The sequence below is a fragment of the Thermodesulfovibrionales bacterium genome (genome assembly GCA_035622735.1).
In the GTDB taxonomy this organism is placed as follows: domain Bacteria; phylum Nitrospirota; class Thermodesulfovibrionia; order Thermodesulfovibrionales; family UBA9159; genus DASPUT01.
This window is the reverse complement of sequence record DASPUT010000090.1, coordinates 1-21,311: the sequence shown is the minus strand read 5'-3', so window position 1 is coordinate 21,311 and position 21,311 is coordinate 1. Positions and strand designations below refer to the sequence as shown.

At 54.8% G+C, this 21,311-nt stretch carries 23 protein-coding genes; 8 read left to right on the top strand and 15 right to left on the bottom strand.

The window, feature by feature from the left end; translation table 11 throughout:
* The 6 genes from VEI96_05170 to VEI96_05145 all read left to right on the top strand — a co-directional run.
* Positions 1–767, top strand: a 767-nt coding sequence (locus tag VEI96_05170; GenBank protein HXX57372.1) for an aspartate kinase, incomplete at its 5' end; no start/stop codon positions are given.
* Between the two features lie 9 nt (positions 768–776).
* Positions 777–2,348 (top strand): citramalate synthase, encoded by a 1,572-nt coding sequence (gene cimA / locus VEI96_05165; GenBank protein ID HXX57371.1) that lies wholly within the window; start codon positions 777–779, stop codon positions 2,346–2,348.
* Between the two features lie 5 nt (positions 2,349–2,353).
* A complete protein-coding gene (ilvC, locus tag VEI96_05160; GenBank protein ID HXX57370.1) occupies positions 2,354–3,433 on the top strand; it encodes a ketol-acid reductoisomerase in 1,080 nt (359 codons plus the stop codon).
* Between the two features lie 9 nt (positions 3,434–3,442).
* Positions 3,443–4,096 (top strand): phosphatidylserine decarboxylase family protein, encoded by a 654-nt coding sequence (locus VEI96_05155; protein ID HXX57369.1) that lies wholly within the window; start codon positions 3,443–3,445, stop codon positions 4,094–4,096.
* A 45-nt stretch (positions 4,097–4,141) separates the two neighbouring features.
* Complete coding sequence (gene pssA / locus VEI96_05150) at positions 4,142–4,930, top strand: CDP-diacylglycerol--serine O-phosphatidyltransferase (protein HXX57368.1); 789 nt, start codon at positions 4,142–4,144, stop codon at positions 4,928–4,930.
* Positions 4,917–6,419 (top strand): 2-isopropylmalate synthase, encoded by a 1,503-nt coding sequence (locus tag VEI96_05145; protein ID HXX57367.1) that lies wholly within the window; start codon positions 4,917–4,919, stop codon positions 6,417–6,419. Before pssA ends, VEI96_05145 begins: the two co-directional genes overlap by 14 nt.
* Positions 6,420–6,465: 46 nt before the next feature.
* Here VEI96_05145 and VEI96_05140 read toward each other — a convergent pair whose 3' ends face one another.
* The 15 genes from VEI96_05140 to VEI96_05070 form a co-directional block, all read right to left on the bottom strand.
* Positions 6,466–6,810 (bottom strand): PilZ domain-containing protein, encoded by a 345-nt coding sequence (locus tag VEI96_05140; protein HXX57366.1) that lies wholly within the window; start codon positions 6,808–6,810, stop codon positions 6,466–6,468.
* Positions 6,811–6,849: 39 nt separating this feature from the next.
* Positions 6,850–7,317: a bacterioferritin gene (gene bfr, locus VEI96_05135; GenBank protein ID HXX57365.1), complete on the bottom strand. Its 468-nt coding sequence runs from the start codon at positions 7,315–7,317 to the stop codon at positions 6,850–6,852.
* A 240-nt stretch (positions 7,318–7,557) separates the two neighbouring features.
* Positions 7,558–8,586, bottom strand: a complete 1,029-nt coding sequence (locus VEI96_05130) for a zinc-dependent alcohol dehydrogenase family protein (protein ID HXX57364.1) — start codon at positions 8,584–8,586, stop codon at positions 7,558–7,560.
* Positions 8,587–8,620: 34 nt separating this feature from the next.
* The gene (locus tag VEI96_05125) at positions 8,621–9,154 is read right to left on the bottom strand and encodes a GNAT family N-acetyltransferase (protein ID HXX57363.1); all 534 of its coding nucleotides are present in this window, start codon (positions 9,152–9,154) and stop codon (positions 8,621–8,623) included.
* Positions 9,155–9,225: 71 nt separating this feature from the next.
* Positions 9,226–9,675, bottom strand: a complete 450-nt coding sequence (locus VEI96_05120; GenBank protein HXX57362.1) for a universal stress protein — start codon at positions 9,673–9,675, stop codon at positions 9,226–9,228.
* 82 nt (positions 9,676–9,757) lie between these two features.
* Positions 9,758–10,108 carry a DUF488 domain-containing protein gene (locus VEI96_05115; protein HXX57361.1) on the bottom strand — a complete coding sequence of 117 codons (351 nt, stop codon included), beginning with the start codon at positions 10,106–10,108 and terminating at the stop codon, positions 9,758–9,760.
* A 62-nt stretch (positions 10,109–10,170) separates the two neighbouring features.
* The gene (locus tag VEI96_05110) at positions 10,171–10,497 is read right to left on the bottom strand and encodes a c-type cytochrome (protein HXX57360.1); all 327 of its coding nucleotides are present in this window, start codon (positions 10,495–10,497) and stop codon (positions 10,171–10,173) included.
* 65 nt (positions 10,498–10,562) lie between these two features.
* On the bottom strand, positions 10,563–11,621 hold the full coding sequence (locus VEI96_05105; GenBank protein HXX57359.1) for a cytochrome c peroxidase: 1,059 nt from the start codon (positions 11,619–11,621) through the stop codon (positions 10,563–10,565).
* 82 nt (positions 11,622–11,703) lie between these two features.
* Complete coding sequence (locus tag VEI96_05100) at positions 11,704–12,030, bottom strand: c-type cytochrome (GenBank protein HXX57358.1); 327 nt, start codon at positions 12,028–12,030, stop codon at positions 11,704–11,706.
* 19 nt (positions 12,031–12,049) lie between these two features.
* Positions 12,050–12,370 carry a hypothetical protein gene (locus VEI96_05095; GenBank protein ID HXX57357.1) on the bottom strand — a complete coding sequence of 107 codons (321 nt, stop codon included), beginning with the start codon at positions 12,368–12,370 and terminating at the stop codon, positions 12,050–12,052.
* Positions 12,371–12,378: 8 nt separating this feature from the next.
* A complete protein-coding gene (locus tag VEI96_05090; protein HXX57356.1) occupies positions 12,379–13,566 on the bottom strand; it encodes a molybdopterin-dependent oxidoreductase in 1,188 nt (395 codons plus the stop codon).
* A 97-nt stretch (positions 13,567–13,663) separates the two neighbouring features.
* The gene (locus VEI96_05085) at positions 13,664–14,749 is read right to left on the bottom strand and encodes an HD domain-containing phosphohydrolase (protein ID HXX57355.1); all 1,086 of its coding nucleotides are present in this window, start codon (positions 14,747–14,749) and stop codon (positions 13,664–13,666) included.
* Entirely contained in the window at positions 14,733–16,907 is a 2,175-nt protein-coding gene (locus VEI96_05080; protein HXX57354.1) for a HEAT repeat domain-containing protein, read from the bottom strand. The genes VEI96_05085 and VEI96_05080 overlap by 17 nt, the downstream gene beginning before the upstream one ends.
* Positions 16,908–16,935: 28 nt before the next feature.
* Positions 16,936–18,249 carry a multiheme c-type cytochrome gene (locus VEI96_05075; protein HXX57353.1) on the bottom strand — a complete coding sequence of 438 codons (1,314 nt, stop codon included), beginning with the start codon at positions 18,247–18,249 and terminating at the stop codon, positions 16,936–16,938.
* Positions 18,246–19,412 (bottom strand): hypothetical protein, encoded by a 1,167-nt coding sequence (locus VEI96_05070; GenBank protein HXX57352.1) that lies wholly within the window; start codon positions 19,410–19,412, stop codon positions 18,246–18,248. The genes VEI96_05075 and VEI96_05070 overlap by 4 nt, the downstream gene beginning before the upstream one ends.
* Before the next feature lie 273 nt (positions 19,413–19,685).
* Between VEI96_05070 and leuC the strand changes: the two genes are divergently transcribed.
* Positions 19,686–20,948: a 3-isopropylmalate dehydratase large subunit gene (gene leuC, locus VEI96_05065; GenBank protein ID HXX57351.1), complete on the top strand. Its 1,263-nt coding sequence runs from the start codon at positions 19,686–19,688 to the stop codon at positions 20,946–20,948.
* On the top strand, positions 20,945–21,311 hold a 367-nt coding region (hisG, locus tag VEI96_05060), incomplete at its 3' end, for an ATP phosphoribosyltransferase (protein HXX57350.1). The genes leuC and hisG, both read left to right, overlap by 4 nt.

Sequence of the window (21,311 nt, the reverse complement as noted above, 5' to 3'; positions counted from 1 at the left end):
GCTCTGACCTCTCTGCAGTGGCCATTGCCCAGGCGCTGAATGCAGACGTCTGCGAGATTTACACCGACGTGGACGGGGTGTATACCACAGACCCCAATATCGTCCCTGAAGCGAGGAAGCTGGATAAGATCTCCTATGAGGAGATGCTCGAACTCGCAAGTCTCGGTGCGAAGGTTCTCCAGACGAGGTCTGTCGAATTTGCGATGAAATACGGGGTGCCTGTAGTCGTGAGGTCGAGCTTCAACGATAACCCCGGCACGCTGGTGACCAAGGAGGATGAGGATATGGAAGAGGTTGTGGTATCAGGGGTCGCGTACGACAAGGACCAGGCCAAGATAACCGTTATCGGGGTTCCTGACAAACCGGGTATCGCCGCCAAGCTCTTCAAGGGGATCGCTGATGCCGGCATCGTCGTCGACATGATCGTCCAGAATGTGAGCAGCGACGGGAAGGCGGCGGACATCTCCTTCACCGTTCCGAAGACGGACAGCAAGAAGACCTTGAAGTTCACCGAGGAGATCGTGAAGGAACTCGGTGCAGAGCGGGTCACCCTGAGGGAAGACATCGCAAAGGTGTCGATCGTCGGTGTCGGCATGAGGACCCATTCCGGTGTTGCGGCCAAGATGTTCGAGACCCTCGCAAAGCAGGGCGTGAACATCGTGATGATAAGCACCTCGGAGGTCAAGGTTTCCTGCATCATAGAGACGAAGTATACCGAACTGGCGGTCAGAGTCCTGCATGACGCTTTCGGACTCGCGGGAAAATAGCATATCGCCATGCGCAAGATCGAGATATACGACACGACCCTGCGGGACGGCTCCCAGGCGGAAGAGATATCCTTCTCGGTAGAGGACAAGCTCCGTATAACGGAGAAGCTCGATGAACTCGGTGTTCATTACATCGAAGGCGGCTGGCCCGGTTCGAACCCGAAGGACGCGGAGTACTTCAAGAAGGTGAGGAAGCTCTCGCTGTCGAATTCTGTGGTGGCGGCCTTCGGGAGCACCTACAGGCCGAGGCACCGCGTTGAGGACGACTACAACATTAAGTCTCTCCTCGAAGCGAGGGCGCGGGTAGTCACGATTGTCGGCAAGACCTGGGACTTCCATGTAAAAGAGCTATTCAAGATCCCCCTTGAGGAAAACCTTGAGATCATTCACAACTCGATCCTCTTTCTCAAGGGCAGCGTCGAAAAGGTCTTTTTTGATGCAGAACATTTCTTTGACGGGTACCATGACAACCCCGAATTCGCGGTCAAGTGCCTCCAGGCTGCCGAAGCCGCCGGGGCCGACTGCCTCGTGCTCTGTGATACAAACGGCGGCACGCTCCCGAACGATATCAAGAAGATTATCCTTGCGGTGGGAAAGAGGGTAAAGGCCCCTCTCGGCATCCATGTCCATAACGATTCCGAGTGCGCAGTCGCAAATTCCATTATCGCCGTCGAAAACGGAGCGGTACAGGTGCAGGGGACGGTGAACGGCATAGGCGAACGGTGCGGAAACGCCAACCTCTGTTCGATTATTCCGAACCTTCAGATAAAGTCGAAGTTTCGGTGTATCGCCGATGATAGGCTCAGGAAGCTGCGTGACGTATCGCGTTTCGTGAATGAGATAGCAAACATGAGACACTTCACGAGGCAACCCTTTGTCGGTGACAGTGCATTCGCCCATAAAGGGGGGATCCATGTGAGCGCGATACGGAAGCGGCCCGAGACGTACGAACATGTGAGACCGGAGCTCGTCGGGAATTCGCAGAGGGTCCTCATATCGGACCTCGCGGGGAGGTCGAACATCATCAGGAAGGCCGAAGAGTTCAACATCCATCTGGAGTCGGATTCTCCGGAAGTGCATAAGACGCTCGAGAGGTTAAAGGACCTGGAGCACCAGGGTTTTCAGTTCGAAGGGGCGGAAGCGTCTTTTGAACTCCTCCTCAAGAAATCGCTCGGCCTCCACAGGAGGTTCTTTGACCTGGTCGGGTTCAGGGTTATCGACGAGAAGAGGAAGGAAAAGGAAGCGCCGATGAGCGAGGCCACGATCATGGTGAAGGTCGGAAAGAATATCGAGCACACTGCCGCCACGGGCAACGGCCCGGTGAACGCCCTTGACCATGCACTGAGAAAGGCGCTCGAAAAATTCTATCCCGAACTGAAGAAGGTCAAGCTCTACGATTACAAGGTGCGGGTTCTCACTACCGGCAAGGGTACTGCCGCGAGGGTCCGCGTCCTCGTCGAGTCCGGAGACGATGAACAGAAGTGGGGAACTGTCGGTGTCTCGGAAAATATTATCGAGGCGTCATGGCAGGCCCTCGTTGACAGCATAGAATATAAGCTTCTCAAAGAAGGGGTAGAGTAGAGCGTCTGAGAAAGGCGTATCTCCCCCGCTATCTACGGTATGATAATAAACAACAAAAGGAGGAAGCAATGATTAACGTTTACTATGACAAGGACGCGCAGCTCGGTATTCTCAAGGGAAAGAAGGTCTGCATCATGGGATACGGGAGCCAGGGGCACGCCCACGCAAATAATCTCAAGGAGAGCGGGATGGACGTCATGATCGGGCTCAGGCAGGGCGCCAGCTGGGACAAGGCCGCAGCTGCGGGATTCACCGTGATGACACCCTCAGAGGCGGCGAAGGTTGCGGACATCATCATGATCCTCCTTCCCGACGAATTCCAGGGAGACGTCTACAGGTGTGAGATAGGGCCGAACATGAAGAAGGGAGCATACCTCGCCTTTGCCCACGGGTTCAATATCCACTTCGGCCAGATCGTGCCGCCGGCAGAAACGAATGTCTTCATGGCCGCGCCGAAGGGACCGGGACACCTCGTGAGGTCGGAGTATGCTAAGGGGAGCGGTGTGCCGTGCCTTATCGCGATACACCAGGACCCGTCCCGCAATACGAAAGAAATTGCCCTCGCCTATGCGTCAGCAATAGGAGGAGGAAGGGCCGGGATCATCGAGACGACCTTCAGGGAGGAGACAGAGACAGACCTCTTCGGAGAACAGGTGGTGCTCTGCGGCGGGCTCACCTCCCTCATTCAGGCGGGATTCGAGACCCTCGTGGAGGCTGGTTATGCGCCGGAAATGGCCTACTTCGAGTGTCTCCATGAGGTGAAACTCATCGTCGATTTGATCTATGAAGGCGGCATTTCGAACATGAGATATTCGATCAGCAATACCGCTCAATATGGAGACCTCACGAGGGGCCCCCGCGTCATAACCGATAAGACGAAGAAGGAGATGAGGAAGATCCTTACGGAGATACAGGACGGCATCTTCGCGCGGGAATGGATGGTCGAGTGCAAGGCGAACAAGCCGGTGTTCAATGCCCTGACCCGGAAAGGCGAGCTCCATCCGATAGAGGAAGTCGGGGCGAAGCTGCGGGCGATGATGCCGTGGCTCAAGAAGGGCAAGCTGGTCGATAAGTCAAAGGCGTAATCAGTGCCGATGATCAAGCTCGCCCCTGAAGGGTACCCGTTCATAACCGTGTTTCTTGTGATCACGATAGGTACTGCCGTCTTTTTCTCCTGGACGGCAATCCTCCCATTTATGCTCACCCTCTTCATGGCCTATTTCTTCAGGGACCCTGAGCGAGTCATACCGCGAAGTGACAACGCCTTCCTCGCTCCTGCCGACGGCAAGGTAATCCTCATAGAGGACCTTCGCGGAGAGAAAATCCCCGCCGTCATCCCTGTGCAAAAGGGGGATGAAACCGGATACATCGGAGTGAGCATCTTCATGTCGCCCCTTGATGTCCATGTCAACAGGGCGCCCTGTGACGGCGTTGTTGAATCGGTTGTCCATACACCGGGCAGGTTCCTCTCCGCCTTCAAGCATGAGGCGTCGTTGCGGAACGAAAATATCGCGATGCTCCTTGACACGAAGTACGGTAAGGTGCTGGTCCGTCAGGTTGCCGGCTTCCTCGCGAGGAGGGCCGTCTGCAGGGTGAAGACGGGTGATTCGCTGAAGGGGGGGGAACGTTATGGAATCATCAAATTCAGTTCGCGCCTCGACATTTACCTCCCCGGGAATACCGTCATAAAGGTCCGACTGGGGGAGCGGGTAAAGGCCGGGGAGACCGTGCTCGGGGAAATATCATAATGCGAAAATGTCTTTTTTCCCCTATAATTACGGTAAGGGAGCATCATGGCGACTGAATACCGGAAGACCGGCGAACGGCCCAAAAAGGGGATATATCTTCTCCCGAACACCCTCACCCTCTGCGGCATGTTCTGCGGCTTTTTCGCGATCATATCCGCGATAAACGGCGACTTTCTCTATGCGGCCTGGGCGATTATCCTGGCAAATATCTTCGACGGCCTCGACGGCTGGATTGCACGGCTGACGAATACCTCGACACGGTTCGGGATCGAGTTGGATTCCCTCTCGGACCTCGTTGCATTCGGTGTTGCGCCGTCCGTGATGATGTACAAGTGGACGCTTCTGCCCTTCGGCAGGCTCGGATGGGCGGCGGCCTTCCTGTTTGTCGGATGCGGCGCCCTGCGGCTCGCGCGGTTCAATATCCAGACGGGCGTCCCCGGATCGAAGGCGTTCAAGGGCATGCCGATACCTGCCGCCGCATCGATCCTCTCATCGATCGTAATATTCTATTATGAATTTCGGCAGGGGATCCCCGAAAAGAATGTCTTCTTCCCCGTCATCACCATTGTGCTCGCACTCCTCATGGTCAGCACCTTGCGGTACCACGGTCTGAAGGAGGTCGACTTCAGGGAGAAGAAGCCGTTCTGGTTTCTCATCGTCTTCGTCATGATCCTCTTCGTGCTGCTCATACACCCTTCAACAGCGATCTTTATCTTTGCAATGGGATACCTGACTTGGGGTATAATTGAAAATAGCATCCTCCTCATCAGGAGGAGAAGGCTGAAAGAAAAAACAGAGCAGATACCGGAAACGAACAGCCATGAGAACCATTAAGATATTCGACACGACCCTCCGCGATGGGGAGCAGTCGCCCGGGGCTTCCATGAACGTGGAAGAAAAGATACAGGTTGCGCGTCAGCTCGTGAAACTGGGTGTGGATATCATTGAGGCGGGCTTTCCGATCGCATCATCCGGTGACTTCGACGCGGTCCAGAGAATAGCTGCGGAGATAAAGGGCGCGACAATAGCCGGGCTGGCGAGGGCCAAGGAGGAAGACATACGGAGGGCCTGGGAGGCCGTGAAGGATGCACCGAGAAAGCGCATCCACACCTTTCACTCCACTTCAGACATACATCTCAAGTATCAGTTCAGGGTGAGCCGTGAGGAGGCCCTGAAGCGGTCTGCAGAGATGGTGAAACTCGCGCGTAGCCTCGTTGAGGACGTCGAGTTTTCTCCCATGGACGCAACGAGAACCGAGGCCTCCTATCTCCTCGAAGTCGTCGAGGCGGTGATAGAGGCGGGCGCATCAACAGTGAATATTCCCGACACCGTCGGATATACGACGCCCTCGGAGTTCGGAGAACTGATCAGGGCCATCAAGGCGAGGATCGGCGACCGCGCGGTGATCTCGGTGCACTGTCATAATGACCTCGGACTCGCTGTCGCCAATTCCCTCGCGGCCGTCCTGAATGGGGCGGGGCAGGTGGAATGCACGATCAACGGTATCGGAGAACGGGCCGGCAACTGTTCTATGGAAGAGGTGGTGATGAACCTCAGGACCCGCAAGGAGTTCTATGAGGCCGGAACAAATGTCAACACGAAGGAGATTATCCGCACATCAAGACTCGTTACGCGGATAACGGGGATACCGGTGCAGCCGAATAAGGCGATCGTCGGAGCGAACGCCTTTGCCCATGAGTCGGGCATCCACCAGGACGGGCTTCTCAAGGAGAAGATGACCTATGAGATCATCCGGCCCGAGGATATCGGGCTCCACGATACCGAACTCGTGCTCGGAAAGCATTCAGGCAGACACGCCTTCAAGACGAGGCTTTCCGAACTCGGGTACGAACTCAGCCCCGAGGAGATAGAGACCGCCTTCAAAAAGTTCAAGCACCTGGCGGACCAGAAAAAGGACATCTATGATGAGGACATCGGCGCCCTCGTGTCTGAAGAAATATCAAAGACACCCGAGACATTCAGCCTCGTGGATCTCTCGATCACGGGCGGCATGCTGGTCAGACCCACCGCTACTCTGAAGCTCAAGGTGGGAGAACAGGTTGTCGAGAGGGTGGAACACGGTGACGGTCCGGTGGACGCGGTTTACCGGGCGATAGTCGCGAGCACGGGGACAAAGAGCAACCTCCTGAAGTTCGAGGTGAAGGGTATCACCGGCGGAACCGACGCCCTCGGTGAGGTTACGGTATCCCTCGAGGAAGACGGCAGGAGGGTGAGGGGCAACGGCGCAGATACGGATATCATCGTCGCTTCGGCAAAGGCCTATATCAATGCGCTGAACAAATTAGCGGCACGGAAGAGATAGAGACATATCGCTCCTGCGGTCTCTGCCGCCTCACAGGAATGTCAGCCTACTCCAAGAGCTTCTGAATTTCGGCAAAGAGGAAAGATTGCCCTCTCGGATCTAGTTTTTCTCCGAATTCGATTCCGACGAAATAGAAATTACCTATCTTCCTGAAAAAGACGACCGTGCCGTCCACAGAAGCGGTTCCCAAAGAACCGTCGGAGGTTATGAAAGTGATGTCGACCGACAATGATGTCTCTTTTTCTATCGGGCCATCGGAATACACGCCGATCCCCGACACCGAAATATCGACCGTCATGGCTTTCATCGGCCGAATAGAATCCTTATCCCGAAGGTAGAGCGTGGCACTTCCGACTATCGGAACCCTCTTATTTCTGCGCTCGTTCTTCATCGAAAGAGCATCCCCATGCGAACCGGACCGCGGGGCAGCTTATTCCGTCTGCGTAGAGAGGAATACCGGCAGCGTCATGTGTCCGATCTGGTCCCTGAGCTCCTCTATCGCGTCGATGTGCTGATCCTCCTGATTCAGAATGCCTTCAAGGAGATCTCGCGTGGCGAAGTCCTTCACTTCCCCTGCGAGGACAATGGCGGTATTGTACGCCTTGATCGCCTCTTCTTCCAATGCATGATCGCTGTCAAGCTGTTTGGGGATATCAGGACCGATATGCATCTTCCTCAGGTTACTCACGATCGGAATTCCTTCTAAGAAGAGTATTCTGCCGATTAACGTCTCGGCGTGCTTCATCTCATCTATGGCGCGTTTCTCGAAATGCTTGTGAAGCTTCGCATAACCCCAGTTGTCGCACATCTCCGAATGCACCATGTACTGGCTGATAGCGGTCAACTCGTCCGCAAGCAGCGAGTTCAGCGTCTCGATGAGTCTCTTGTTTCCTTTCATATCTCCCTCCTTTTTCTGGTTTCAGGTTTTCGATTCAGTCTGCTCTCCGCGTGTCCCTCCCGAGATTCGCTGACGAAGGTCCGCATGTTCGGATTATAGCAACTTTTCCGGTGTTTGCAATAGGACGGAGTTTATTTCTTTCAGTGCGCCGTTGTCAATAGGGCTGAAGAGACATCTTCACCCTTCCCGAAAGCTCGGCGATATAACGTTTACCCGCGAACGCCGAAATCGCGAGGCGGGCTATCCGATCCGCAAGACCTTTGCCCCGCGAATCCTTCGTTCCTTCAGCTCTCCCAATGCCTCGTTTGCCTCTTCGAGTCCGAACTCCTCGATCTGCGGTCTGATCGGCATCTCTCCCGCTATCCTCAGGAATTCTTCGACATCGTTCCTCCCGACATTGGCGACGCTCTTTATCTCCTTCTCCATCCAGATGTGACGGGGATAATCGAGTCCGAGCAGGGCATCTTTATCCCCCTCCTCTTTTCTGATCGCGTTGATGACAAGCCTCCCTCCCTTCTCCAGATTCTGTAAGGTTTCGAGAACCGGCTTCCAGGCGGGAGTCGTATCGATCGCGGCCCGCAGTTTTTCGGTGGGGGCATCCCCGATGGCCCCTGCCCAGAAGGCGCCGAGTTCTCTCGCAAAATCCCTTTCCCTGTCGGTCCTCGAGAAGACAAAGACCCGTGAGTTCGGATAGAGATATCGGGCGGTCATGATGACAAGATGGGCCGAGGCGCCGAAACCGGTGAGCCCCAGGGTTTCTCCATCCTTCAGCCCGCACAATTTCAGGGAGCGGTATCCTACCGCGCCGGCACAGAGCAGCGGAGCCGCCTCAGAATCCGAGAATACCTCGGGAATCCTGTATGCAAAATTTTCGTGCACCGTAGTATATTCTCCATAACCCCCGTCAACGTCCCTGCCGGTAGCCTTGAATGCATCACAGAGGTTCTCGTACCCTCCGAGGCAGAAGTGACATCTCCCGCAGGCGTAATGTATCCAGGCGATTCCGACCCGCTCTCCGGCCCTGAATCGTCTTGCCTTGGCCCCCCTCCCCTCGATTCTGCCGATGACCTGATGGCCCGGAATGATAGGGAGTCTCGACGGCGGGGTTCTCCCCTCTATTTCGTCAAGTTCGGTATGACAGACCCCGCACGCCGAAATCTTTATGAGGATCTCGTTATCTTTCGGTTCCGGGACGGGGAGTTCAGTGGGTCTAAGAGGTGACCGGTTTTCCCTAAGATCGGAGAGTTCCGTTAATACCATAGCTTTCATCGTACCGCCCCGGATGCATCCTGATAGAACTTTCTCACCCGTGAACCGTCCTGCAGGCGCTGAAGAGACTGCGGTGATGTCCCATATCTCTGCCCATTACGAGAGTATTCCCGGAGCCCGGAAGTCCTTGAAAGCCACATTTCCGCCAGAAGGAGAGCGCTTCGTGGTTGTCCCGCCTGACTCTCACGAGAATCTTTTCGGTCAGGTGATGACGATTAAGATTCTCTTCAATGAGGGAAAAGGCGCGACTCCCGTACCCCCGGTGTCTCTCCGTTCTTCCGCATATCACGAGACTCATCTCCGCAGATTCGCCGAGCATGAGGTTGCAAATGCCGATAAATCCGATACGCCGGGAATCTAATCGAATGACGAAGGAAAGGGCGTACGTTTTTTTCAGCCACCACCAGAGGGAAACCCACGAGCGAGTAGCAGGCAGTTCCAACCCGTCCGCCGACAGTATGTCAGCGTCTCTCAAGTTCCGCTGCAAGAATGGGCAATCGCGGAGCCTCAGCGGTCTCAGACTGATCCCGGCATCGTTCATCTTTCGTGGAAACCTTCCGTAAAACATCGGGGCCCTTCCCTTTTGCCTAATTGTGTGTCAGTCTCCCCCGAATGCGTTGAAGTTCAGTCTCTCCGGACTCATTTCTTCACGACAAGGACGGGGGTCTTTGCATCTCCGTGGATGACGCCGAGGGTGACGCTGCCGATGACCGCGGTCTTCAAAGCGCTTCTGCCGTGGGAGCCCATGACGATGAGATCGGCCTCTGCCGCGACCGCCTCTTTCATGATCTCTTCCACGGGATGCCCTGATCGTATGACCGTATGAGAGCGGACATTCTTCTTCTTGCACAACGCTTCGGCCTCTTCAAGGAACGCCGCCGCAGCCTGCCTCAGGTAATCTTCGATCGGCTCGACGAGGTGAGTCGGGGTCGCCCGGCCGGGCACGGATTGACTGACAAAAAACCCTTTGTCGATCACAGCGAGCAGGGTTACGGACGACTTTGTCTGCTCTGCGAGCGAGACTGCATACTCTGCTGCCTTTTGCGATGTCTCAGAACCGTCCAGCGGCAAGAGAATCTTTGATGTCATAAGTCCTCCTCTTTCTTGATTGAACATTCGACGAACCGTATCTACATCCCACACCTGAACCCGTAGCCAGAACTGCTTCGGCTCATTTGTGCTGATGATCGATCGCTTCCTTTATCACGACCGCATTGTTATGTTCCCTATCCTTTGCCGAAAACAGGAGGGTGATCTTCCCCTTCTTTGCCATGGCAGCGAGCTTTTCAACGAATTCCGTCTTCCCCTTCAGTTCGCCCCTGTACTTTTTCCTGAACTCCTCCCATTTTGACGGATCGTGTCCAAACCACTTCCTCAGTTCGCCGCTCGGAGCGATCTCCTTCATCCATTCGTCAATACCCGCCTCTTCCTTCTTGATTCCCCTCGGCCAGAGTCGGTCGACGAGAATCCTCTTTCCGTCATCGGGGGAGGCGGGGTCGTAGATCCTTTTGATCTTTACCATTGATCACCTCGGTACTGCCGTAAATCTGAGGAGATATTCTCTGTCTCCCCGCAGTGAGATTATTAAAATGTCTTTATAATATACTCTGCAATAGCCTTTGCGTCCTTCTCCGAGACTGTCATCTCATCAAACTTCAGCATTCCCGGTCCGGGATTCCTCATAAGCTTCACGATATCCTCAGCCGTGAGGACCTTGTTCGCCTCACGATCCTTCTTGTGCAGGGTCTTTTTCGGGTTGATGATATTGCCCCCGTCAGGATGGCAGGGGGAACAATTCTCTTTGAAGAGCACCTCACCCGATTTCCCCTTCTCGTCCTCCTTCGAGAACCCTGAAGCTGCGACGAAACAGCACACAAGGGAAAACAGAAAAAGAGTGACCGTCCTTTTCATATCTTCTCTCCTCCTTCTTATGTTATTGAACTTTCGACGCAATGTTCACGAGGGCAGATGCCGGCTTATTCCCTCGAGGGCAGGAGGGGAACGATCAGGGCGTCCTCCGGGATATTCCCGGTCAGAGAGATCAAGAAGGCGCGGATGGCTTCGATCTGCTCACCGGTGAGGTCCGTCCCCAGCTGCACCTTGCCCATGATCCTGACGGCTTCTTTGAGCGTCTCGACTGAGCCGTCATGGAAATAAGGGGGCGTCTTTTCGACATTCCTCAGCACCGGGACCTTAAAGACGAACCTGTCGGCCTCGTTCTTTGTCACCGTAAACCTGCCTTCATCCACCGGATCGCTCCTCGTATACTTCGCGTAAGGCTCAAAAATCCCGAATTTTTGATACATCTGACCGCCGAGGTATGTACCTGAATGGCATGCCGCGCATCCGGCATCCATGAAGGTCTCCAACCCCTTCTTCTGCAGCTCTGACAGCGAACCAGCGTCGCCCTTTAAGAAGGCGTCGAAAGGAGATGGCGTCACGAGGGTCCTCTCGAAAGCCCCAATCGCCTTCGCAAAGTTCTCGATCGTGACGGGCTCTGCGTCTCCCGGGAAGGCCTCTTTGAACAGTGTCCGGTAAGTCGGAAATCCTCTCAGTATTTCCTCCACCGCGTCATAGGAAGGCATTCCGAAGGAAGGGGGTCCGATAACGGACTGCTTCGCCTGATCTTCGACACTCTTCCTGTTTCCTATCCAGTGCGCGGAAATCTGATCAGCCGCATTCAATATCGTCGGATCATTCCGCGGGTTCGGTCTGCAGTTGTTCCCGATCGATTTTCGTAACCCATCGGCCGCGTAGAGACCAATCGGATGGCACCTGGCGCAGCTCACCGTTCCGTCTGCCGATATCCGCGACTCGTAAAAGAGTATCTTCCCGAGCTTCACCTTCTCCGGGGTTATCGGATTTGCTTCTGACTGCATAGTCCCGGGAAGGGGACCGAATACCTGGTTTGACCTCTTCAGGAGGTCCCCGTCTCCCGCTGCCGCCGACGCCACACGAACAAAAGAGAGGACGAGAAGGAAGAGGATGCTCTTCTTCAGAAGACGACGCGACCGCATCGTTATGAAAGTCACCACGTTACTCCTTTCAGTGCACAAGATTGCCGGCGCAGATATCCGGATATTCGCAGAAGTAGCCTCAGGTCAGATCCGGATCGGATTACTTGAACGCCTTCATGACATACGCAGCGATCTCCCTCGCCTCCTTATCGGAGATCGTTGCTTCGTCAAATTTCGTCATGCCAGGACCGGGGTTTCTCATCTTGTTGATGATATCTGCCGGTCTTTTGATATTGTTCGCATCGAGGTCCTTTTTGTGAAGCGTTTTCTGGGGATTGATGATGTTGCCCCCGTCAGGATGACAGGCAACGCAGTGTTTCTTGAATAGTTCCTCCCCTGCCTTGGCCTTTGCCTCCTCTTTCGCGAAAACCGCCGTGACGAAGATAGAGACTGCCGCGACCACAAGTGTCGTTATGACCTTCTTCACCTTTGTGCCCTCCTTATTGCTAATTTTCCCTGCCGTATTGCACGGTCAGATACTGAATTATCGTCCTGGCGTCATCCTCGGGAATCGGCGCGCCCATGACCTTTATCATCTTGTTCACCGTCGCGGTCCATTGAGCCCTCGGGAACTTCGGCTGCATCGTGATGTAATCGAGGCTGTGGCAGATGGAGCAGAACGATGCTGTCTTGTCCTTTCCCTCACCCGCCTTCAACTCGGTGCTGACCGACGGAAGGTCGATCGTATGTGTCGTCCCCTGGGATGCCGCAGAGACAAGCCCCGAGAACAGAAACAACGCACCCGTCAAGAAAAGAATTCCCTTCATCGCTCCTCCTATCTGACCACAACGTCTGTCTTCTCTATCGTATTCAACAGATACCCGGCCGGATTCCAGATACCCTCAAAGGGCTGAGACTCGCCCATACTGTTCGTCGCCCGAGCCATGAGGGAATACTTACCCGGCTTATCAGGCCTCCAGGGATGCTTCCACTGGATCCACGCATATCTGCCCATATCTTTGCCGAGTTCCGCCTCTTTCCATGTCCTCCCGCCGTCTACCGAGACGATTACGTCGCGTATGCCGTAGCCGCCGGAGAATGCTACCCCTGTTATCTCGACCCTTTTTTTCAGAGGTATCCGCGCGTCTTCAGCAGGATCGATGATAAATGATCTTGTGGTCATCCTGTTGATCGGGATCGTCTTTTTCGGCGTTGAACCGGGAGGGACGCACCCGCAGGGGTTATCGGGGATCCGGTATGCACTCTTCATCCAGAAGCCCTCAAATGCCTTCGGTAAGACCGTTATATCGGTCAGGGCCTTTACCCAGTATGTTGCATACCATCCCGGCACGATGAGTCTCGCCGGAAAACCGTTCAAGAGCGGCATATACGCCCCGTTCATCTCATAGGCGACGATGATGTCGTCCTCGAGCGCCTTATCGAGGGGGAGGCTCTTCACGAAATCCGGGACTGACGGAAGGGGCGGAGTATCAAGCCCGTTAAAAGAGGCGTCGACTGAACCAGCCTTGATCCCTGCCGCATTGAGAATATCTTTCAGGCGGGCCCCGGTCACGGTGACATTCCCCATCGCGCCGTTCTTCCACTGTCCGCCGGCCACCCTCGGATCAAAGAAACTCCTGCTGTTCCCGGAGCACTGGAGGACAGCCGTATACATTACTCTCTCGAACCTCTTCAGGTCGTCCATCGAGAGGCTGAGTTCCTTTTCCGTATTGCCTCCCACCTTGAGCCTCCATTCGTCCAGATTCACGGACGTCGGAACATTGGCGATGTGCCATCGGACAAAGAGCGCATCGTTCGGCGTGATGGGTTCCCTGAAATACGAAAGCGGTGTTTCGAGCTGGGGCGGCCTGGCCGTGAGGAGTATGAGGCCGGTCTTCTCCGGGAACTTCACAAGCCTTTCTTCCGCAAAGAGCGCGGCAGGAATCTCTCCTACAGCCGCCAATGCGGTCAGGGCCCCCGCAGACCGTAAGAAATCCCGCCGGGTAAATCTTTGCCGTACCATGGCATCCTCCTTTCTTCGTTACCTACTACTTATCACAAAAAGGATGCACTTGCAAGTGGCGCACGGAATTCTTTCGGTACGGCAGGGCGGGATGGCGTTAAATGACCTTTATCCGCTTGAGAGCAACGAGGAAATTCTCGATGAGGAACGGGTTAAAATCTCTCCCGGTTCCCTCCTTGAGAAGGCCTACAATGACGGACACTTCAAGCGGCTTCCGGTAAGGTCTTACGGTTCTCAGGGCGTCGAAGAAGTCTGATATCGCGACCATCTGGCTCAGGATGTGCTGTTTCTTCCCGCGCCCCTTCGTATCGGGATAGCCGCTTCCGTTAAACTTCATATGATGTTCGAAGGCGGCTATGACCGCCAGCTTCGGGACATCCGGAAGGGTGGAGAGATACATCGCTCCATGGACAGGGTGCTTCTTCATCTCGTCCCATTCGGCCTCGCTCAGTTTTCCCTGCTTGTCGAGTATCTCCTTCGGAACCAGCATCTTCCCGGCGTCATGGAGAAGACCGGCAAGTCCTATGTCATAGAGGCTCTCCCCCTTTACGCCGAGGGCGTCAGCCTGAAAGAGTGTCAGCACCGAGACATTAGAGGCATGCACATAGGTATACTCGCTGTAGGATTTTACCGGACTCATGATACGAAGCAAGTCCGTCTCTTCCCTCAGGGCGGTGATGAATCCGGCCACCGCCTCCTCCAGGCCGACCATCTCGAGGCTCTTGAATTTTGAAATTCCCTGGTAGGTTTCTTTCACCTTCGCGATATTGTTCTCAATGAGACCCCTCGTATCTCCCCGTTCGTCCCTGAACTTCACCTCTACTATCCCGACTGATAGATGAGGGGTTGACGTCACATCCCCCTCGGAGGCCATGCGGGATATGAAGGTCTTCAACTCGCCCTGGTCCACCCCTTTTCTGATGATGATCCTTTCGAGCCCCTTTCTCCGGAGCCTCTTGATGAAGTTTTCGAGGTGCGTGCTCTTCTCGTTTAGGGGAGCGTCGTTCATGACGAGTCTATTGCCGAGCAGGGTGATGCTCAGGGAGTCATCGCGATAGAGGGTATCGAGAAGACTCATCGCCTTTCCCGTAAACTCATCGACAACAGGATGTTCTCCCGAATAGAGGGCAGAGTTGGAAAGGGCAGTCATGACGTGGGATATCAGCTCAGTTGTTTTTTCCATCTTCCTTCCCGTGACCCCTGAGGAGTCTTTCGCTTATTGTTCTGATCTCCCTGTTCTTCGAACGAAGGCCGAGTTCGAGAAGTCCCTTCAGCGCATGAGGGGGGTAGCTGGAGAGGCTCCTGAAGATCTCCTCCCTGATCTCTTCAATCAGGCCCCGGTAAATGAGGGTCTTTGAACAGTACAGTTTCCTGAGCGGCTCCAAGGCGGCTGGGCTCCCGATCTGGCCGAGCGCCCTGATTACCGGTATCTTGTTATACATCTCCCTGCCGAGGAGATCTTTTCTTTCAAGGAGGTCTATGAGATAGGGAATGACCTCTTTCGTCCTGTAGGAGCCTGCAAGCGCTATCGCCTGATCCCTTAATCCCTGATTATTACTTCGCAGGTAAAACTTGAGATAGGCGACGGCATCAGGGGAATTGAAGGCGAGCAGAGACTTCAGCGCCTCCATGCAGACCCGCCTGTCCCCGTGCTTCGCGAAGGGCCTCACGAACGAAACATATTTTGAACCCTCGCATTCCCGTATGAGGTAGAGCATGTTCCGCACCACATACCAGCGATCATCCCCGAGCCTCCTCGCCGCCTCGGGAACTACGCCGACCCTGAGCCTGACGAGAATTTCGAGGAGGAATTTCCTCACCGCGGCCTCGGTCTCCTCCGAAAGCGCATCAAAGAGAGGGCTCATGACATAGTGTTTCAAGACGTTCGAAAGCCTGAAGACCCCTTCCCGGTTATGCCTGCCCCAGGTCTTGAAGGCATCCATGAGCTTTGCTATGAAATTCTCTGACCGGAAGAAGTAGTCGACCATCCCCGATGTCTCTTCCTTGAACCTTCCGGTGATGGCATGGGAATAGAGGCTGTTGTGGATATCACAAATCTCCTGAAACCTTCCTGTCTCGAGGAAATCGTCCACCAATCCGGAAAGCTTCGTGAGGATGATCAGGCAGACCTCCCTGCTTAAGGTGTCGGCATCGAGGAGTTCGAGCATCACCTCGGCAACCTCCTTTTCTATCACCTCGTCACTGCATACCCTGGTCAGTTCATCATCCGCGGCGGATCGCCTTCCGCCGCTGTGCTCGAGCATCCGTTCCAGTTCCGTCCGATATTCATCGGATACGAAGTTCTGAAACTGGTCTTCCGCGAAGAATCTCTTAAAGGTTCCGTCGATCTCGATATCATCGACGACCGTTCTCTGAGAACTCACTGTATCGAAGAATCCGCCTTCCTTTTTTGCGGCCCCAAGTTTGTCGATAAGATTTCTGAGACTCTCCGGTATGAGAGTCGGATGCCCCTTGAAAAAGTTCATCATTCGCTCGAGATCGTCCAGCGTAAGCTTCTCGAGCAACCTGTCGATTTCGCCTGAATCCATGACACCGGTGCTGACCGCTCTTCTCAGGAACTGCTGTTTCAGTTCAGGAGTGAGGTCTTCAATGAGCGAGACGAACCTTGCGAAGAGTTCGCCCCGGGACTTCTGCTCACCCTTCCCCTTGAGGTATGTCGTGATCACCCTTTCGTATGTCTCGCCCGATGTTTCTTCATCCAGACGATTATTAAGAAAAGTGGCGATATTCCCGGGAGGGACATTGAGGACAACCTCTTCGGCGTCTCCGTCGGCGAGTTTGCCCTCGAGAAGGGCGTACACATAGTCTTCATAGAGATCAGTTTCAGAGCCGCCTTCTCTCATGCGATCTTCGACAAAGCGCAGCCTCGACATGTCGAGGGGAGAGAGGCTTATATGGGTGAGACCCCTCTGCCCCGCAAGCTCGATCATATCCTGCGCGGGAAGGGAATCCTGCATGGTTATCAGTTCATGGAGTAAGAGGAGTTCCTCCATACTGACTCCAGAAGTAAAGGTGATCGCTACGATACCCCGGCTGCTCAGGTTATGGGCGAATTCCCTGAAGACAGGGTTCTTCCTTTCGAGGATATACTCGTCGATCACGAGGGTGTCCTTTACAATGCCGAGGGTAATGCTGCCGCGGATCTCAAAAAGCCTCTGGAGGAGCTGAAATGCCCGTTCGATAGCCCCTCTCGTCAGCGGATGCTCGCGGGGATAGATACTGACACTCCGCCTCGATATGTTGAGCTCCATGACAGCCTCAGAAAGGAGCTTGGCATCGATAGGGAGCTTTTCCTGTCTCTCTTCTCTCCCTTCCTTCATATGTGCCGGAGCTTCCCCTTCAAGGCAGTCAAAGTCCCTTTTCCTTTAAAACGCTTTCCTTCAGCTCTCTATATTCCTTCTCCGAGATCTCTCCTCTTAGTCTCTTCTCTCTGAGTTCCCTGAGGCTCCTCTCTATTTCCCTGGCCTCTCCTTCCCGGGGCTCCGCCTCGCCGGTGAGGTTTTCGATCCTTTTTTTCAGGGTATTCATCTGCCGCAAGAGAGATGCCTCGCTCTTTATCTCCGAGAGGGCCAACTTGAGCGGCGCATTTCCGTACCAGTGGGCATAGTCAGGGTTCTGGTGAAAGGCGCCCTTATACGCGCTCATATAGGAGAACTGTTTCATCTTAAAGTAAAGGCTCTCGACAAGGGACAGATTCTCATAGAGCATCTGGTGCCCGATGACAAAGTCCTTGCCGAACAACGGGTGTGGCGGCCTTTCAGAGGGCGAAGGCACGAGAAGGCCCTCATTGTTAAGTTCCGTTACAATGTTCCGGGCTTCTTCGACAAGTGCCCAGCTCTGCAGCTCAACCTTGTCGGCGTCATCGAGACTCCTCCGTGCCAGGGTTGCGGTATGACATCCGGAACAGACGGAGAGCATAAAATCCCGTTCCCTCTTCTTTATCTCAGCAGCCTCTTCAGACAGACCGACCGTTATCCCCCTGCTCACATTGTGGGACCCGCCGTTCATGTGGCAGGTGGCGCAGGATGGGGCGGACCTTTCTCCACCCTGCCGGTAAATGACTCCGTGAGAAGACGATTCCCACATCTCGAGCTGCGCATGGTCGGGCCCCATATGGCAGGTCCCGCAGGTCTCTGGCTTCCTTGCCAGGGTCAGGTCTGTTCCGTGCTTCGTATGGCAGGTATCGCATCGCGACTCTACCCGATGACAGGAATCGCAGCCCTGCCTCTGCATTTCCGGGCTCTGCGAGAGAAACATCCCGCACTGCGCGGTCGCCAAAGGCTTTGTCGAACCTGTCGTATGGCAGAAGATGCAGCTCTCGTCGGTAACGGAAGACTTTCCGATATTCCGTGTACAGCCACGTCCAGATTTCGCTCCGATCCCATGCTTGCTCAGGCTATGTTCGCTGAAGGCCCTCTTGTGGCAGGCGCCGCATCGCGCGGCATCCACGATCACCTCCCGCCTGTGGTTCGCTTCCGCGTCATTGCCGTGACAGTCGGTGCACCCCACCTCCTTCTTGAAATGGATGCTCTCCTTCCAGTAACGCACAATGCCCGGGGTCTTTTCTTCGTGACAGGAAAGACAGGACTCTTCTGCAAAGGCCAAACCGAAACTCGCACCCATCACCGCAAGGAAGAAGATAGAGAGAAAAACGCGGTTCACTGCGGCCCCCCGGGTTCCTTGAGAAGCGCTCCGTGTCGATGCTCGTATTCAGTCTCGGTGAGAAGACCCTCACGCAGAAGCTCCTTCAGGAGCAGGACCGTCTTGAAGAGGTCCTCGGGAAAGGTCCTGTCTGGCGGGATGAGAGAGGGCCTGAAATTATCGAGGAGCCAGAGTTCATCGCTAAAGAGAAGGGCCATTTTAGTGCCGTCGGGAGACCAGAGCGCAACGCTTTCCCGTCCTTGTGAAATGAGTTCCTCCTTCTTCTTTCCGTCGGCGCTCAAGAGATACCCGCCAAAGAATATCTGGCTCCCCTTCGGGTTCCACGCGGGGAACGTACCGAAAACTTCATTGTCTATTTCCTTTCCTCCGCCAGCCATGTCAATAATTTTTAAGTGTTCCTCTTCATCGGGCAGTGCAAGCCGCATGCCGTCCGGCGACCAGCTGGACGGGACAGAGAATTTCTTGTGCCTGACCCTGCCGATCTCTTTCGCCTTCCCCGTGACATAGTCAGTGGTGCCTATCCTGAGATAAGGGGGAAAGGCCGGGGGTTTGACGAACTCCATCGTCAGGATCGTCGTATCGAAGGGATTCGTTCCGGGATATACCCATCCGCTTACGTAATCGATATCAGCATTTCTTGTGGGGAGAATCCTCGAGCTTTCGTATAACGTTCTTACCGTACCCTTTTCGATATCGAGGAGCATCAGACGGTAAGATGCTTCCATGCCGATGGATGTGGCCTTCAGCCCTGAAGACAGGATGAGGAGCTTCCTGTCGTCGAAGACGGGAAAGACCGCCTCGGGCTCGCCCTCGAGAGTTATCTCTTTACTGTCGAGACTGTCTGCAGCTACCCGGCAGAGGGCCTTCCTCCCCTCCTTTCGAAAAAGAACGAAGAGGCTGTCACCTGACCCCCAGGAGAGGTAATATGGCTCGTTGATCTTTATCCGTTTTTGTTCCCTGCCGGCTACATCGTAGAGAAACAGGCCATCCCTGATAAACGCGATTCGTTTGCCGTCCTTCGACCACGCAACAGCACCTTGGCGACCCGCAACCCCGTCAGATACCTTTAGAGGATTGTGATTCCCGGGCAGATGAGTCTCTGCGAAGACCTCCGAAGACACGCAAGAGATGACGGCAGAGAGCAGGATGGCTGCTCTTAGCAAGACCTTATAAAACACGACTACGGGATATGTCCGCGAGTAAAGCGTTCTGCACGGTTCCGTCCTTCATTGGGTATTCTTTTATTATATAGATTAGCCTCACAGAAAGTAAAAGTTCCTGATGCAGATCATGGTTGTTCAAGGGCATAACCTTTTTTTCGCCTGTTCTCTCTTTCATGGACAAAGAGAAAGACGGCAGCACGCCTGAAACCCTTGTCAATGTGGGCATCATAGGGATATAATACAACTCTTACTGTTGAGTCCTCGGGAGGATACATGACGATCACAGAGAAGATATTGGCTGCCCATACCGGAAAGAAGGAAGTCGTTCCGGGCGAATTGATCAACGCGAAGGTCGACCTCATCCTCGCTAACGACATTACGGCCCCCATAGCGATACAGGAGTTTAAGAAGATAGGTGCGGCGGACGTCTTTGACAGAAACCGTATCGCCTTCATCCCCGACCATTTCGCTCCCCAGAAGGACATCAAGGCTGCGGAACAGTGCAAGTTGCTGCGGGGGTTTTCGAGAGAATACCGTCTCGGCCTCTATTTCGAGGTGGGGAGGATGGGCGTCGAGCATGCACTCCTGCCCGAACAGGGCCTCGTGGTTCCCGGCGATCTCATCATCGGCGCAGACAGCCACACCTGCACGTACGGTGCACTCGGCGCCTTTGCCACAGGGGTCGGCTCGACGGATGTCGCAGCGGCCATGGCGACGGGGGAATGCTGGTTCAAGGTCCCTGAGTCGATGAAATTCATCTACCGGGGCAAGCTCAATAAGTGGGTCGGCGGAAAGGACCTGATACTCCATACGATAGGCGACATCGGCGTTGACGGTGCACTCTACAGGGCGATGGAATTCGAAGGCGAGGCGATAAGGAATCTTTCGATGTCCGGAAGGTTGACGATCTGTAATATGGCGATAGAGGCAGGGGGCAAGAGCGGCGTCATTGTGCCCGACTCAGAGACAGAGGCCTATGCGAAGGGAAGGGCACGGAGGCCTTACACGATGTATACATCAGGGCCTGATGCCCGGTACGTCGAAACGAGAGAATACGATTGCTCCAAGATACCGCTCACCGTGGCCTGCCCGCATCTTCCTTCGAACACGAAACCCGCAGCCGAGCTTTCGCGGATAACGATAGATCAGGTAGTCATCGGCTCATGCACGAACGGCAGGCTTGAAGACCTGAGAGAGGCCGCTGCGGTGATCAGGGGGAATAAGGTAAATCCGAATGTCCGCTTAATCGTCATTCCGGCAACACAGCAGATCTATCGGGATGCGATGAAAGAGGGACTGGCGGATATTTTCGTGGAGGCAGAGGCCGTCTTTTCGACCCCTACGTGCGGACCTTGCCTCGGAGGGCACATGGGGATACTCGCGAAGGGGGAGAGGGCGCTCGGGACAACGAACAGGAATTTTGTCGGAAGGATGGGGCATCCGGAAAGCGAGGTATATCTTTCCAATCCCGCCGTAGCCGCGGCATCCGCGGTGCTGGGGAGGATCGGTCTGCCCGAGGAGGTAATGAAGGCATGAACGGCAAGAAGAAGACCCTGAAGCTCGGGCTCCCGAAGGGAAGCCTCCAAGAATCAACACTACGGCTCTTTAAGAAGGCCGGGTACCACATAAGCGTCTCGACCCGTTCCTACTATCCCGTCTTCGACGACGGAGAGATAGAGTCGATGCTCATCAGAGCCCAGGAGATGGCACGGTATGTTGAAGACGGACACCTTGACTGCGGGCTTACCGGGCAGGACTGGGTCCTTGAACAGAATGCGGACGTGATGGAAGTCGCTGAATTGCGGTACGCCAAGGAAGGGTTCAGACCGGTGAGATGGGTCATCGCGGTCCCGATGGATTCGAAGATAAGGAACCTGAAAGACCTGAACGGCAAGAGGG